The following is a 13516-nucleotide window of genomic DNA, read 5'->3' on the forward strand; positions in this document are numbered from 1 at the left end:
GGCTAGCCAGTCACCGCAATGACGAAAACACCGGCGGCGGCCACTACGCAGGAGGCCAGTACCGAGTAACCGACGAGGACGATGCGCTGCTGCAGGGCCCGGTTCCGGCGCCACTCCCTGCGGGTCATGGTGGTAGTCATAAACCGAATCTAGGGACGGCTGGGTGCGGCCGCTAAGAGTAGGACACACCTGCTTAACCCCGGCGACTACTCAGTTAAACGCGATGCACCCCAGCCCGAGGGCTGGGGTGCATCGCTGTTTACGCAGGAAAACTACTCGTTGTGCGAGTATCCCTTGGCCAACTCCGTGGTGGTGTCGGAACGGCCGATGCTGAATGCAACGAGGTACATGCCGGTCGCGGCGACCAGCAGAACGGCCATCGGCCACACGTTGTCCAGGGTCAGCCAGTTCACCGCGTAGATGGCGCCCAGGAAGATGGCGAACATCACGGCAAAGATGAGGATGTTGCTGACCAGATGGCCCTCGCCCGAGTGTGAAGGCTGCTTTGACCGTGTTCCAACCATGAAGTTCTCCGTTTCAAAAAGTGTCAGTAGCTATGCCGGTCAGTAGTCCGACGTGGCTTTGCTTCCATTAACAATAGCGATTCCCGAGCTCGCTCCGATACGCGTGGCCCCGGCGTCGATCATTGCCTGTGCATCTTCGAGCGAACGGACACCGCCGGAGGCCTTGACTCCGAGGTCCGGACCGACCGTCCGGCGCATCAGGGCAACGTCTTCGGCAGTGGCTCCGCCGCCGTTGAAACCGGTGGAGGTCTTCACGAAGTCGGCTCCGGCTTCGACTGAAGCTTCGCAGGCCAGGACCTTCTGCTCATCAGTGAGCAGGGAGGTTTCGATGATGACCTTGAGGATGCCGCCGGCAGCATGCACGGCGTCGGCGACGGCTGCAATGTCGCGGACCAGGGCGGCGCGGTCTCCGCGCCGGGCTGCGGCGATGTCGATGACCATGTCGATCTCATCTGCGCCGTCCTGAAGCGCGCCCTGGGCTTCAAAGACCTTCACCTCGGTGGTGGTGGCTCCCAGCGGGAAGCCGATGACCGAGCAGGTGAGCACTCCGCTGCCCTTCAGCGCGTTGCGGACGGTGCCGACCCAGATCGGGTTAACGCAGACGGACTTGAACTGGTACTCAGCGGCTTCGGAGCAGACCCGGAGGATGTCGTCGCGGCTGGCCTCGGGTTTGAGGAGCGTGTGATCAATATACGAGGCAATGGGTGTAGACATGGGATCTATCTTGCCATAGGGCAGTGGTGCCGCGTGGTCGAGATCACGGTGGCGGCGGGCTGCCGGGGCGTGCGCAAGGATGAAAAAATCGGCCGGGTCCGCAATGCGGAGCCCGGCCGATTCACTTATTTCCGAACAATTATCCTACGGCCGGCCAGTTGCCAAACAGCTGGACTGCATTCTTGCCGGCTCCAGCTACAGGAGCTGCGTCGGAATTCTGGGCCACGGCGCCCGCTCCGAAGATAAGGGCGGCCAGGAGTGCAGCTGCACCGAATTTTTTCATGTCGTGCTCCTTGAGAGAAACGATGTGGTGGGGTGAAACACCTGAAGTATAGCTATGCTGAAGCTCTTATTGATATGCGATTGGCCATCTTTGGTGAATTCTGAGTAATTATTGCAGAATGGCACCGGGCCTCTGTCGCTGGAAGGACCAGAATCCTTGGAAGATGAACAGGTGTATTTAGCCAACGAGTACAAGGCGCAACAAGCGAGCCAGCGTCGTGACTACGGCAAGGCGGTCGAATATTCGGTGCTCGCGCGTGAAGCTGCACTTCAGGCCGGTGATACCTGGGGATACTGCCGGTTGACGCTCAGCATTGCCCGGTACCAATACGACCTGGGGCTGATGGATGAGTGCATCCATACAATAAACGCGTTGACAGCTCATCCCGTCATTGTCGACTTCCCGGAAACCGCTGCCCGCGCCCGGGTGATCCTCTCCGAGGCCTTGAGGAACAAGGGGGCAAGCGACCGTGCGCTGGTTGCGACAGAAGAGGCGATAAGTATCGTTCCGGATCGTTCCAAGGAATTGCGTACCGCTCTTCAACATTCCATGGTGGCAACCCTGGCTGAGGAGGGGGAGGTGGAAGCGGCGTGGCAGGAAGCGATGGTGCTGGACTCCCTCGTTGGTCCTGAAGCAGGCGCAAGGGCTAGCGGCATGGCCTACTGGACGATCGGAAATTCGGCATTTATGTCCGGACGGATCGAGGAAGGACTCCGGTTCCACGAGCAGGCAGCAACGGCCCTGACCCCGTTGGGGGACGTCAACCTATGGGCACTGTTTAATAAGGCCTCGGCAAACCTGCGCATGGATGCAGGGGTAGTGCAGCCGGAGACCCTCGAATGCATTGAACGGGCGGAAGTAGCCATTTCGGTTTCCGAGGGAAACCTGGCCGACCGGCTGGAGATCCTCTTATCACGCGCCCACTGGGAACACTTGGCCGGGAATAATGGGGTAGCCGAACAAAAGCTCCGGGACGTGGCCACCAAGGCCGAAGAATTATTCCCGTATACCCGTGCACAGGCACTGATGGTTTTGGCGAGATGCCTGTTCGACCTTGGGCGAGCTGGCGAGGCATTGGACGCGGCGCGGGAAGGTGAACGACTATTCGACGGTCTAGGGGCACCGGTCCAAGCCGAAAGAGCACGGGAGATTATCAGGACCATCCTCCGAAATGACTCCATCACCCAAACAGTTGAACACGAAACGAAAAGTCAGGCCTAGAAACTCGATATTTATGTATCGAAGGCGCACAATACAAACACCGTCTTTCGAATTATCGGCGGCAATCACGGACGAGCCGTTCCAAATCGGCGAGGGAATCCGCTGCATTTGATCCTGCGCAGCGACTTGGGGGAAGCATGGCTAGACGCGATAGATTGCAGTACGCAGGGACACGCCCTTATGCCGACCCGCAGAACCCGCCGGACGGCAAGGGCGTGCTAACCGGGGATGAAAGGATTTCCCCCGGGCACATCTCGGTCGAATTCGCCGAGGAGGGACATTTGGTACTGGCGTTGCCGCCAGGTGAAGTGATCACCGGGACGATGGCCCTGCAGGCGGCAGAGAAGATCCAGGCCCTCGCCGGAGCCAGCACCCTGCCTCTGCTCCTGGTCCTGACTGGAGTGGATTCAGTATCCCGAAGCGCCCGCGACGTTTTCAGTGCGGCGCGGTCGCTCTCGGCGGTGGCCGTCATGGGTGTCTCGCCGGTGGACCGCGTTATTGCCAATTTTCTGCTGGGCGGCGAAGTGCAGCCGTGTCCCACCCGCTACTTCTCAAGCGAACCTGACGCGCTTGGCTGGCTGAAACGATTTGCGGTATGACACCTGACTCTGAAGCCGCCAATCTGTCCGGCGAAGCCGTCCGGCTGAACAGGATAGTCGAGGGCATTGTCAGCATCGCGGCGGGAAACCTCACATCGCGAATTCCCGTTTCGCCCGCACGCGACCAGATTGATGCCGTCAGCACGGGCATTAATCTGCTGGCCGAAGAACTGGACGACATTTACCGGGACCTTGAGCAGCGTGTGCAGGACCGTACCCAGGAGCTCCGGGAAGCTCACGCCCAGATGCAGCACATGGCCCTTAGCGACCCCCTCACCGGGGCTGGAAACAGAACTGCCTTGATGCAGGCAGCTGAGGACGCATTGACGGTTTGGAACGTCGAGCAAGTTCGGGATACCGCGCCGGCGGTATTGATGGTTGACCTGGACGGGTTCAAAGACATCAATGACAGCTTCGGACACCAAGCGGGTGACCGGGTACTCCAAGAAGTGGCGACAAGATTGCTCGCCTGCGTGCCGGGGGATAGCACCGTTTCACGGCTCGGCGGCGACGAATTCGCGGTTCTGCTCCCTGACGTCAGCCGCATGTCCGCCCGGGCGACGGCCGAGCGTGTGCAGGAAGCACTGGGGTTCAAAATGAAGGTGGAGGAACTGGATGTCTGGCCCCGTGCCAGCATTGGCGTGCACCTGGCCGAGGTTGGGCAGTCCGCCGAAGACCTGCTTCTCCGCGCCGACACGGCAATGTACGAAGCGAAGGAAGACGGTCCGGGCCTGGTCCGGCTATTTGAACCGGTGATGCTCTACGCCCGCCAACTGCGGCGCAAAATGTCCTCTGATCTGCGCAATGCCGTTGAACGCAACGAGTTTCGGCTGGCGTACCAGCCCGTTGTAGATCTGGTCACCGGAAAGATGCAGGGTGTGGAGGTGCTGCTGCGCTGGGAGCATCCGACGCAGGGACTGGTCATGCCGGACATCTTCATTCCGCTGGCCGAGGAAAGCGGAGCCATCCTGGGGATCGGACGCTGGGTGCTGCGGTCTGCCCTGGAGCAACTAGCGCAGTGGCGTGAGGCCGATCAGGACCAGGACGGCTTCCATATCCGCGTCAACGTCTCCCCGTCTGAACTGCAGAGCATGGACCTGGTCGACTTTGTCCGGGCGCAGCTGCGGGAAGCCGGCGCAGCTCCGCAGGATCTGGTTCTCGAGATCACCGAGAGCGCTTTCGTGGGCAGCGGAGACGTTGAGACTTACTCCATGAGGTCGCTCAAAGCCCTGGGCGTCCGCTTGGAAATCGACGATTTCGGCACGGGGTATTCATCCATCAGCTACCTGCGGCGCCTGCCGGTGGATACCGTCAAGGTGGACCGCGCCCTGATCGCCGAGATCAGCCGCGACGAAGGGCAGCTGCAGTTCGTGGACGCCGTTCACCGGCTCATCCAGGCCGCCGGAATGGAAGCAGTCTTCGAAGGAATAGAGACCCTGGAGCAGGCTGAACTACTGCAGGACATGGGCTGCTGCAGCGGCCAGGGCTACTACTTCAGCCGGCCGCTCACCGCCGGGCAGGTGGGAACGCTCCTGACCAGCGGCAGCCGCCTGCCGCTGGCCACGGAACTGCTGGCGTAACCGGACACTGCTGGCCTAATCGGGCGCCCGGACGCAGGTGAAGGAAGCTCAGTTCCGGACCCGGTACCGCAGGAACACGACGCCGTTGGCGAATCGTTTCTCCTCCAGCAGCTCCAGATCCAGCCGCAGACCGTCCGGCAGGAACCGCTTCCCGCCACCGACAATCACGGGGGAGAGCAGCTGCTGCAACTCGTCAACCAGCCCCGCCTGCAGCGCCTGGCCGGCGAGGTCCGCTCCGCCCACGGAAACGTCGCCGTCGGACGCCTCCACGAGTGCCCGCACGGCAGCGGGATCGAACTCCCGTTCCAGCCGCGTGCGCGGGGCGGAGAGGCCGGCGAGGGTTCGAGAGAAAACCACCTTGTCCGCCCCCTGCCAGATCCGCGCGTACTCGTGGATGGCGGGCGGCTCGTCCTCTGCGGGGACGGCGTCCCAGGCAGCCATCACCTCATAAAGCCGCCGTCCCAACAGATGCGTGTGGACGTCCCGCTCAAGCCCGTTGACGAAGGAATGGACCTCTTCATCGGGCATGCTCCAGTCAAAGGACCCGGACTCGTCCGCTATGTACCCGTCGAGCGACGTGATGCTGGTGTAGATCAGCCGTCCCATGCCGGCCTCCCGCTTAGGTTAGAGTCCCAGGGCTGTCCGTACATCGGCCAGCACTGCATCCAGGGTTGCGCGTGCGTTCGAACGCGCAGCCGGCAGATCAGCCGCTGAACCGACGGGCTCAATCACCTCGAGGTAGCACTTGAGCTTCGGCTCGGTTCCGCTGGGACGGATGATGACCCGGGTGTTGTCACGGGTAACGTACCGCAGCCCGTCCGTGGGCGGCAGTCCGTTGGCGCCTTCGGCAAGGTCGACGGCGGTTTCCACCGGGGAGCCGGCGAAGGAGGCCGGCGGGTGCTCGCGCAGCCGCTGCATCATTTCGGTCAGCAGGCCCAGATTCTCCACCCGGACGGAGAGCTGGTCGCTCTGGTGCAGGCCGTGCTCCAGGGCCAGCTCGTCGAGTTCGTCAAAGAGGGTCCGGCCCTTCGCCTTCAGGGCAGCGGCCAGCTCGGCCAGCAGCAGTCCGGCGGAGATGCCGTCCTTATCCCGGACCAGTCCCGGTGCCACGCAGTAGCCCAGTGCTTCTTCGTATCCGTAGGTCAGCTTCGGCACCCGGGAGATCCACTTGAACCCGGTCAGGGTTTCCTGGTGCTCAAAACCTGCAGCATCCGCAATGCGGGCCAGGAGGCGGGAGGAAACAATCGAGTTGGCGAAGACAACGCCGGAGCGGGCTTTCTCGCCCCGTACCTTCCAGCGGCCGGCAGCGATCCGCCGGGCAATGTGGCGGCCCAGCAGGGCGCCGACTTCGTCACCGCGCAGCATGCGCCATTCGCCCGTGGCAGGGTCCTTGGCCGCGACGGCGGCGCGGTCGGCGTCCGGATCATTGGCCAGGACGAGGTCCGCGTCCCGCTCGGCGGCAAGCTTCAGGGCCAGGTCCAGCGCTCCGGGTTCCTCCGGGTTCGGGAAGGCAACGGTGGGGAAGTCCGGGTCCGGCAGTGCCTGCTCCGGAACCAGGGTCACCGAGGTGAACCCGGCACCGCGAAGCACGGCGGACATGGTTTCGCCGCCGACGCCGTGCATAGGCGTGAGGACGATGTCCAGGTCCCGTGCCGGGTAGCCTTCCCGGTGCGCCAGATCGTCGACGGCGCCGATGTAGTCAGCGATCAGCGACTCGGAAACTTCGGTGTAGCCGTCCGGTGCCAGCTCAATGGAGTCCAGCGGAACGGTGTAGTCGATCCGCGCGGCGATCTCGGCGTCGTACGGCGTGACAATCTGCGCACCGCGGCCGGGACCCTTGACCGTGCGGCCGCCCAGGTAGACCTTGTAGCCGTTATCCGCGGCAGGGTTGTGGCTGGCAGTGACCATCACGCCCGCGTCCGCGTCCAGGGCGCGGACCGCGTAGGCGAGCAGCGGCGTCGGAAGCGTGCAGGGCAGCAGGAACGTTTCGATGCCGGCGGCGCCGAAAACGGCAGCCGTTTCCAGCGCGAAGTCCTTCGACTTGTACCGGGCGTCGTAGCCGATCACGGCGCTGGGAGTCCAGTTGTCGCCGGCTGTGTCCTGCAGGAAGGACGCGATGCCTGCAGCGGTGCGCCGCACCACCACGCGGTTCATCCGGTTTGAACCGGCGCCCAGCTCCGCACGCAGCCCAGCGGTTCCGAACTCGAGCGTGCCGGCAAACCGGTCCGCCAGTTCCGCCGCAGCGGCGTCCGCACCGTCGGTGTCCGCCCCGTCCGTGTCCGCGAGGGTGCGGAGGAGGGTGCGGAGCTCACGGGCGGTGTCCGGGTCGGGGTCACTGTCCGCCCACGCGTGCGCGGCGGCGGTGAGTTCTTCGAGGTCGGCGGGGATCAGAGTCATGTGGATACCTACTGTTGCTGGTGCGGGTAGCTGTGCGGCGGAAAGCTGCTAGATCTTGTTGATGATCTCGGCGAGCAGCTTGGAGATGCGCGGTCCGGCGGCCTGTCCCGCTTCCAGGACCTCGCCGTGGCTCAGTGCCACCGGGCTGATGCCGGCGGCCAGGTTGGTGACCAGGGAGATCCCGAAGACCTCCATGCCGGCGTGGCGTGCGGCAATGGCTTCGAGTGCCGTGGACATGCCGACCAGGTCGGCGCCGATGGTCTTGGCGTAGCGGACCTCGGCCGGCGTTTCGTAGTGCGGGCCGGTGAACTGGGCGTAAACGCCTTCATCCAGGGTCGGGTCCACGCTGCGTGCGACGTCGCGCAGCCGCGACGAGTACAGGTCTGTCAGGTCAACGAACGTCGCGCCTTCGAGCGGGGACGTGGCGGTGAGGTTGAGGTGGTCGCTGATCAGCACCGGGGTGCCCGGCTGCCACTCGGGATTCAACCCGCCGCAGCCGTTGGTGAGGACCATGACCTTGGCGCCGGCGGCGGCTGCGGTGCGGACACCGTGCACGACGGCGCGTACGCCCTTGCCCTCGTAGTAGTGGGTGCGTGCACCCAGGACCAGGGCGCGCTTGCCGTCGGTGGTGAGAACGGAGCGGATGGTGCCCACGTGCCCCTGCACGGAGGGGGCCGAGAAGCCCGGGATATCGGAGGCGGAGAGCGTAGCGGTGGTCTCGCCGATCAGCTCGGCGGCTTCACCCCAGCCGCTTCCGAGGACCAGTGCAATGTCGTGGGAGGGCACGCCGGTGTGCTCTGCGATGTAGTCGGCGGCCTGCTGGGCAAGTTCAAATGGGTCGTTAGTCACTTAACAAACTTACAGCCTTGCCGGCCTGCCGAAGTCCGCGCCTGCACCGCCGTTTGAGCGCCGTCACTCGATGGGACAGAATAGACCCTTGTGACCACCCAACTAGATTTTACTGCCCGAAAACTTGCGATTCTCGGAGGCGGCCCCGGCGGCTACGAGGCTGCCCTCGTGGCGGCATCCCTCGGAGCGGACGTAACCGTCGTCGAGCGGCAGGGCCTGGGCGGCTCCGCCGTGCTCACTGACGTCGTTCCGTCCAAGACACTTATTGCCACTGCCGATGTGATGACCCGGCTGAATGCGGCCCGGAATCTCGGCGTGGAATTCGGGGACGTGGCCTCGCCGGTCTACGCAGACCTGAAGGTGGTCAATCATCGTCTGCTGGCCCTGGCCAAGGAACAGTCCAATGACATCCGCAGCACCCTGGAACGGGTGGGCGTGAAGGTGAAGATCGGCGAAGGCCGCCTGCTGGACAACACCACCATTGAAGTCACCGCCGACGACGGCACCGTGGAAACGGTCAAGGCCGAAGCCTTGCTGATTGCCACCGGCGCGAACCCCCGCGAGCTGGAGACCTCCGTTCCCGACGGTGAGCGGATCTTCACCTGGAAGCAGATCTACAACCTCACCGAGGTTCCCGAGCACCTGATCGTCATCGGTTCCGGCGTCACCGGCGCGGAATTTGCCTCCGCCTACAACGGGCTCGGCACCAAGGTCACGCTGATCTCCAGCCGCGACCGCGTGCTGCCCGGCGAGGACGCAGATGCCGCCGTCGTGCTGGAAGACGTTTTCCAGGCCCGCGGCATGACCGTGCTCAGCCGGTCCCGCGCCGACTCCGTGAAGAATACGGGCGACGGCGTGCTGGTCACGCTTTCGGACGGACGGACTGTTGAAGGCAGCCACTGCCTCGTAGCCGTGGGCGCCATCCCGAACACCGCGGGCATCGGTTTGGAAGAAGCAGGGGTGCAGCTGGACGAGCGCGGCCAGATCCGGGTTGACGGCGTCTCCCGCACCACGGCCAACAACGTCTACGCCGCGGGCGACTGCACCGGCGTTTTCAACCTGGCCTCCGTGGCGGCCATGCAGGGCCGCATCGCCGTGGCACACCTCATGGGCGACGGCGTGAAGCCGCTGAAGCTCAAGACCGTGGCCTCGAACATCTTCACCTCCCCGGAAATCGCGTCCGTGGGCGTTTCCGAGGCCGACATTGCCGAGGGCCGGTACCAGGGCGACGTCATCAAGCTGTCCCTGCACACCAATGCCCGGGCCAAGATGATGGACGTCAAGGAAGGCTTCGTGAAGATCATTTCCCGCAAGGGCTCCGGCACCGTGATCGGCGGCGTCGTGGTGGGTCCGCGCGCCTCGGAGCTGATCTTCCCGATCGCCATCGCCGTCACCCATAAGCTCCACGTGGATGACCTGGCCAATACTTTCGCCGTCTACCCGTCGCTCACGGGCTCCATTTCCGAAGCCGCCCGCCGCCTGCACGTCCACATGTAACGAACTACTCTTCTTCTTCCCGCGCCCGCATCGGATTATCCGTTTGCGGGCGCGGGATTTTTTGTGCCCGTGAACCGGCAGCATGAAATATTTGTCCGGTATATGGACACAAATCTCAAATAACGGACGCATGCTCCTACGATATGGATACTTCATTTCCTCTTGCGAAAGAGCTCCAATGTCTACTAAGAATCCCTCCGCGGCATCTACGCCGGCGCCGGCGCCGGCCAAAACCAATTCCAAGGGCCGCGTGATTGTTGCCAGCCTCGTCGGAACCTCCATCGAGTTCTATGACTTCTACGTATACGCAACGGCAGCAGTCCTCGTCTTCCCCCGGTTGTTCTTTCCGAATGCCGAGGGCATCACGGCCCTGCTGAGCTCGTTCGCCGTGTTCGGGGTGGCTTTCATTGCCCGGCCGCTGGGCTCCATCGTCTTCGGGCACTTCGGTGACAAGGTGGGCCGCAAGGGAACCCTGGTGGCATCGCTGTTGACCATGGGGATTGCGACGTTCCTGATCGGTTGCCTGCCGACCGCGGAAAACGGCTGGACGGTCCTCGCTCCCGCAATGCTGGTGGTCCTGCGGTTTGCCCAGGGCCTGGCCCTGGGTGGGGAATGGTCCGGAGCGGCGCTGCTCGCGACGGAGAACGCGCCGGCCAACAAGCGTGCCGTCTGGGGAACCTTCCCGCAGCTGGGCGCGCCGATCGGGTTCATCCTGGCCAACGGCCTGTTCCTGTTGCTGAGCTTCCAGCTGGATGCCGAGCAGTTCGACTCCTGGGGCTGGCGCGTGCCGTTCCTGGCCAGCGCCGTCATGGTCATCATCGGCCTGTACGTCCGGCTGAAGCTGGTTGAGACGCCGGCCTTCCAGAAGGTTGTGGATTCGGGAGAGGTCAGCAAACTGCCCCTGAGCCGCGCCTTCAAGTACAGCTGGCGCCCGATGATTGCCGGCACCTTCATCATGCTGGCGACGTATGTGCTGTTCTACCTGATGACCACGTTCACGCTGTCCTACGGGACCGCGGCCAAGAGCGCGGAAGCGGCCAAGGCCGCCGCGGAAAAGGCCGGCAAGCCGTTCGACCCGGAGACCTTCGCCGCCGGTCTGGGCTACGCCCGCAACGACTTCCTGATCATGCTGATCATCGGCGTGGTGTTCTTCGGGATCTTCACGCTCGTCGCCGGTCCGCTGGCGGAGAAGTTCGGACGCCGCAAGACACTGTTGGTTGTCACCGCCGGCATCTTCCTCTTCGGCTTCACGTTCTCGCCGCTGCTGGGCGGCGGAACCGTGGGGGTGATGGCGCTGCTGATCATCGGCTTCACCCTGATGGGCCTGACGTTCGGACCCATGGGAGCCCTGCTGCCGGAGCTCTTCCCGACCAACGTGCGGTACACCGGGTCGGCCATCGCCTACAACGTCTCCTCGATCCTGGGCGCAGCGGTGGCACCGTTCATCGCCGTCGCCCTGTGGCAGGCCGCGGACGGAAGCCCGTGGCTGGTGGGCATCTACCTGTCCTCCATGGCGGTGCTGACGCTGATCGCACTGTTCGTGACCAAGGAAACCCGCGACGTCGACTACGAAAACAATTCCAGTGACGGCGTGAAGGTCTCCTAGACCTTTCAAGCACACAGCAGCAGGCCCGGTTCCCGTTGAGGGAACCGGGCCTGCTTTGTTTGCGGGGCCGCTGCTGTTGCGCGGTGCTGCTCCCGGTTGCTCCGGGATCAGTCCAGGATCGAGGCGATGACGGCGCCGGCGGACACCGTCGCGCCGGGCAGGGCGCTCAGGCCGGAGATGGTGCCGGACTTGTGCGCGGTCAGCGGCTGTTCCATCTTCATCGCTTCGAGCACCACCACGAGGTCACCCTCGCGAACCGCTGCGCCGTCCTCGACAGCCACCTTGACGATGGTTCCCTGCATGGGTGAGGTCAGGTCATCGCCTGCGGCCGCGGTGGATGCACCGCCCCGGGAACGCTTGCGGGCCTTGCCGTTGCCGCGGGTGACGTTGGATGCGCCGGCTGCGGGGCCGCCCAGGCCGGCCGGGAGCACGACCTCGAGCCGCTTGCCGCCTACTTCAACGGTGACGCGCCGGCGCTCGTCGTCGTCGTCGCCCGTTCCGGGTTCGCCGCTCCACGCCGGGATGGTGTTCGCGAACTCGGTCTCGATCCAGCGCGTGTGGACGCCGAAGGTCTCCTCGCCGGTGAAGGCGGGGTCCGCAGCGACGGCGCGGTGGAACGGCAGCACGGTGGGCAGGCCGGCGACGTCGATCTCCGCCAAGGCGCGCCGCGCACGCTGCAGCGCTTCGCGGCGGGTGGCGCCGGTGACAATCAGCTTGGCGAGCATGGAATCGAAGTTCCCGCCCACGGTTTCGCCCGCTTCGATGCCCGAGTCAACGCGGACGCCGGGGCCGGTGGGCAGCTTGAACTCGGAGACGGTGCCGGGGGCGGGCATGAAGTTGCGCCCCGGGTCTTCGCCGTTGATGCGGAACTCGAAGGAGTGGCCGCGCACTTCCGGGTCGCCGTATCCCAGCGCCTCGCCGCGGGCGATGCGGAACTGTTCGCGGACCAGGTCCAGGCCGGTGACTTCCTCGGAGACGGGGTGTTCCACCTGCAGCCGCGTGTTGACCTCCAGGAAGGAAATGGTGCCGTCCTTGCCGACCAGGAATTCGCAGGTCCCGGCGCCCTGGTAGCCGGCTTCCTTGAGGATGGCCTTCGACGCCGAGTACAGGCTCGCGTTCTGTTGTTCGGTGAGGAACGGGGCCGGGGCTTCCTCGACAAGCTTCTGGTTGCGGCGCTGCAGGGAGCAGTCGCGGGTGGAAATGACCACCACGTTGCCGTAGGCATCAGCAAGGCACTGGGTTTCCACATGGCGCGGGGCGTCCAGGAAACGCTCGATGAAGCACTCACCCCGGCCGAACGCAGCTGTGGCCTCGCGGACCGCCGAGTCGAACATTTCGGGAATCTCTTCGCGGGTGCGGGCAACCTTGATGCCGCGGCCGCCGCCGCCGAAGGCTGCCTTGATGGCCAGCGGCAGTCCGTGCCGGTCCGCGAAGTCCAGGACATCCTGGGCCGACTCCACCGGATCCGCCGTGCCCGGAACCAGCGGGGCGCCGACCTTGGCGGCAATATGCCGGGCCTGGACCTTGTCCCCGAGCGAGGAGATGGCGCTGGGGGAGGGGCCGATCCAGGTCAGGCCGGCGTCGAGAACGCGCTGGGCGAATTCGGCGTTCTCGGAGAGGAAGCCGTAGCCGGGGTGGATGGCGTCGGCGCCTGCCCGTGCGGCGGCGTCGAGGATCTTGTCCATGTCCAGGTAGGACTCGGCCGCGGTGCTGCCGCCGAGCGCAAAGGCCTCGTCGGCGAGGCGGACGTGCAGGGCGTCGCGGTCGGGATCGGCATAGACCGCAACGGCGGCAATTCCCTCATCGCGGGCGGCGCGGATGACGCGGACCGCAATCTCGCCGCGGTTGGCAATGAGGATCTTGGTGAGTGCCTTGGCGGGGGTCGCAGCAGGCGCGGGGATGTTCTGGCTCATTGGTGCACTGGCTCCTTTTGATCTGTTCGGAGCCTAGCGCGGTTTTGTGGTCTCGGGCCATAATGCGTGCTGTTTCTGCGTGGGAACCGCCCGTTCGTTGTGGGGATTCTACAAAAGGCCGGAGGTTCCCGGCGGTTGGTGGAAGTCGGGTAAGTATCCCTCCACCGCCGGATTCTCGAAGGTGCCAGTTCGATCTGGAGCCCGAACGAGATGGCGGGGAGGTTCGCGACAGGTGATGGATGGAGACATGAGATCCCCTAACCCATTGCCGGCTGCACTCCACGGCAGGCCTTTCAATGTGGCAGAAGCCGAAGCGCAGGGCGTTAGCGCGGA

Annotated in this window: 13 protein-coding genes; 5 read left to right on the forward strand and 8 right to left on the reverse strand. The window is 64.4% G+C overall.

Annotated features, from left to right (window positions below; genetic code table 11):
* Positions 1-2 precede the first annotated feature (2 nt).
* From NNX35_RS13695 to NNX35_RS13710, 4 genes are all read right to left on the reverse strand, one after another.
* Positions 3-140, reverse strand: a complete 138-nt coding sequence (locus tag NNX35_RS13695) for a hypothetical protein (RefSeq protein ID WP_255767060.1) — start codon at positions 138-140, stop codon at positions 3-5.
* A gap of 132 nt (positions 141-272) precedes the next feature.
* The gene (locus NNX35_RS13700) at positions 273-524 is read right to left on the reverse strand and encodes a hypothetical protein (protein WP_229952409.1); all 252 of its coding nucleotides are present in this window, start codon (positions 522-524) and stop codon (positions 273-275) included.
* Between the two features lie 39 nt (positions 525-563).
* A complete protein-coding gene (deoC, locus tag NNX35_RS13705; protein ID WP_255767061.1) occupies positions 564-1238 on the reverse strand; it encodes a deoxyribose-phosphate aldolase in 675 nt (224 codons plus the stop codon).
* Positions 1239-1377: 139 nt separating this feature from the next.
* Entirely contained in the window at positions 1378-1521 is a 144-nt protein-coding gene (locus NNX35_RS13710) for a hypothetical protein (RefSeq protein WP_255863438.1), read from the reverse strand.
* Between the two features lie 156 nt (positions 1522-1677).
* Here NNX35_RS13710 and NNX35_RS13715 point away from each other — a divergent pair, with 156 nt between their 5' ends.
* The 3 genes from NNX35_RS13715 (at position 1678) to NNX35_RS13725 (ending at position 4921) form a co-directional block, all read left to right on the forward strand.
* Complete coding sequence (locus NNX35_RS13715; RefSeq protein ID WP_255868054.1) at positions 1678-2742, forward strand: hypothetical protein; 1065 nt, start codon at positions 1678-1680, stop codon at positions 2740-2742.
* Between the two features lie 137 nt (positions 2743-2879).
* On the forward strand, positions 2880-3341 hold the full coding sequence (locus NNX35_RS13720) for an STAS/SEC14 domain-containing protein (protein ID WP_255868055.1): 462 nt from the start codon (positions 2880-2882) through the stop codon (positions 3339-3341).
* Entirely contained in the window at positions 3338-4921 is a 1584-nt protein-coding gene (locus NNX35_RS13725) for an EAL domain-containing protein (protein WP_255863435.1), read from the forward strand. Before NNX35_RS13720 ends, NNX35_RS13725 begins: the two co-directional genes overlap by 4 nt.
* A gap of 48 nt (positions 4922-4969) precedes the next feature.
* On the opposite strand, the gene NNX35_RS13730 is transcribed toward NNX35_RS13725, so the two are convergent.
* The 3 genes from NNX35_RS13730 to NNX35_RS13740 are packed head-to-tail and all read right to left on the reverse strand — an operon-like array spanning position 4970 to position 8167.
* Positions 4970-5527: a dihydrofolate reductase family protein gene (locus tag NNX35_RS13730; RefSeq protein ID WP_255863434.1), complete on the reverse strand. Its 558-nt coding sequence runs from the start codon at positions 5525-5527 to the stop codon at positions 4970-4972.
* Positions 5528-5545: 18 nt separating this feature from the next.
* Positions 5546-7318 carry a phospho-sugar mutase gene (locus tag NNX35_RS13735; protein WP_255868056.1) on the reverse strand — a complete coding sequence of 591 codons (1773 nt, stop codon included), beginning with the start codon at positions 7316-7318 and terminating at the stop codon, positions 5546-5548.
* 48 nt (positions 7319-7366) lie between these two features.
* Positions 7367-8167: a purine-nucleoside phosphorylase gene (locus NNX35_RS13740; protein WP_230024962.1), complete on the reverse strand. Its 801-nt coding sequence runs from the start codon at positions 8165-8167 to the stop codon at positions 7367-7369.
* Between the two features lie 90 nt (positions 8168-8257).
* Between NNX35_RS13740 and NNX35_RS13745 the strand changes: the two genes are divergently transcribed.
* Both NNX35_RS13745 and NNX35_RS13750 read left to right on the forward strand, forming a co-directional pair.
* On the forward strand, positions 8258-9664 hold the full coding sequence (locus NNX35_RS13745; RefSeq protein ID WP_255767068.1) for an NAD(P)H-quinone dehydrogenase: 1407 nt from the start codon (positions 8258-8260) through the stop codon (positions 9662-9664).
* Positions 9665-9842: 178 nt separating this feature from the next.
* Complete coding sequence (locus NNX35_RS13750; protein ID WP_255868057.1) at positions 9843-11270, forward strand: MFS transporter; 1428 nt, start codon at positions 9843-9845, stop codon at positions 11268-11270.
* Positions 11271-11377: 107 nt separating this feature from the next.
* Here NNX35_RS13750 and NNX35_RS13755 read toward each other — a convergent pair whose 3' ends face one another.
* Positions 11378-13183 (reverse strand): biotin carboxylase N-terminal domain-containing protein, encoded by a 1806-nt coding sequence (locus tag NNX35_RS13755; RefSeq protein ID WP_255868058.1) that lies wholly within the window; start codon positions 13181-13183, stop codon positions 11378-11380.
* Positions 13184-13516: the final 333 nt, after the last annotated feature.

It is taken from the genome of Arthrobacter sp. zg-Y844, assembly GCF_024385465.1.
Taxonomy (GTDB): Bacteria; Actinomycetota; Actinomycetes; order Actinomycetales; family Micrococcaceae; genus Arthrobacter_B.

Excerpts from the sequence above, each read along its gene's own strand:
- NNX35_RS13755 (WP_255868058.1), bottom strand. The coding sequence starts at position 13,183 with ATGAGCCAGAACATCCCCGCGCCTGCTGCGACCCCCGCCAAGGCACTC.
- deoC (WP_255767061.1), bottom strand. The coding sequence starts at position 1,238 with ATGTCTACACCCATTGCCTCGTATATTGATCACACGCTCCTCAAACCC.
- NNX35_RS13720 (WP_255868055.1), top strand. The coding sequence starts at position 2,880 with ATGGCTAGACGCGATAGATTGCAGTACGCAGGGACACGCCCTTATGCC.
- NNX35_RS13710 (WP_255863438.1), bottom strand. The coding sequence starts at position 1,521 with ATGAAAAAATTCGGTGCAGCTGCACTCCTGGCCGCCCTTATCTTCGGA.
- NNX35_RS13695 (WP_255767060.1), bottom strand. The coding sequence starts at position 140 with ATGACTACCACCATGACCCGCAGGGAGTGGCGCCGGAACCGGGCCCTG.
- NNX35_RS13700 (WP_229952409.1), bottom strand. The coding sequence starts at position 524 with ATGGTTGGAACACGGTCAAAGCAGCCTTCACACTCGGGCGAGGGCCAT.
- NNX35_RS13750 (WP_255868057.1), top strand. The coding sequence starts at position 9,843 with ATGTCTACTAAGAATCCCTCCGCGGCATCTACGCCGGCGCCGGCGCCG.
- NNX35_RS13735 (WP_255868056.1), bottom strand. The coding sequence starts at position 7,318 with ATGACTCTGATCCCCGCCGACCTCGAAGAACTCACCGCCGCCGCGCAC.
- NNX35_RS13725 (WP_255863435.1), top strand. The coding sequence starts at position 3,338 with ATGACACCTGACTCTGAAGCCGCCAATCTGTCCGGCGAAGCCGTCCGG.
- NNX35_RS13730 (WP_255863434.1), bottom strand. The coding sequence starts at position 5,527 with ATGGGACGGCTGATCTACACCAGCATCACGTCGCTCGACGGGTACATA.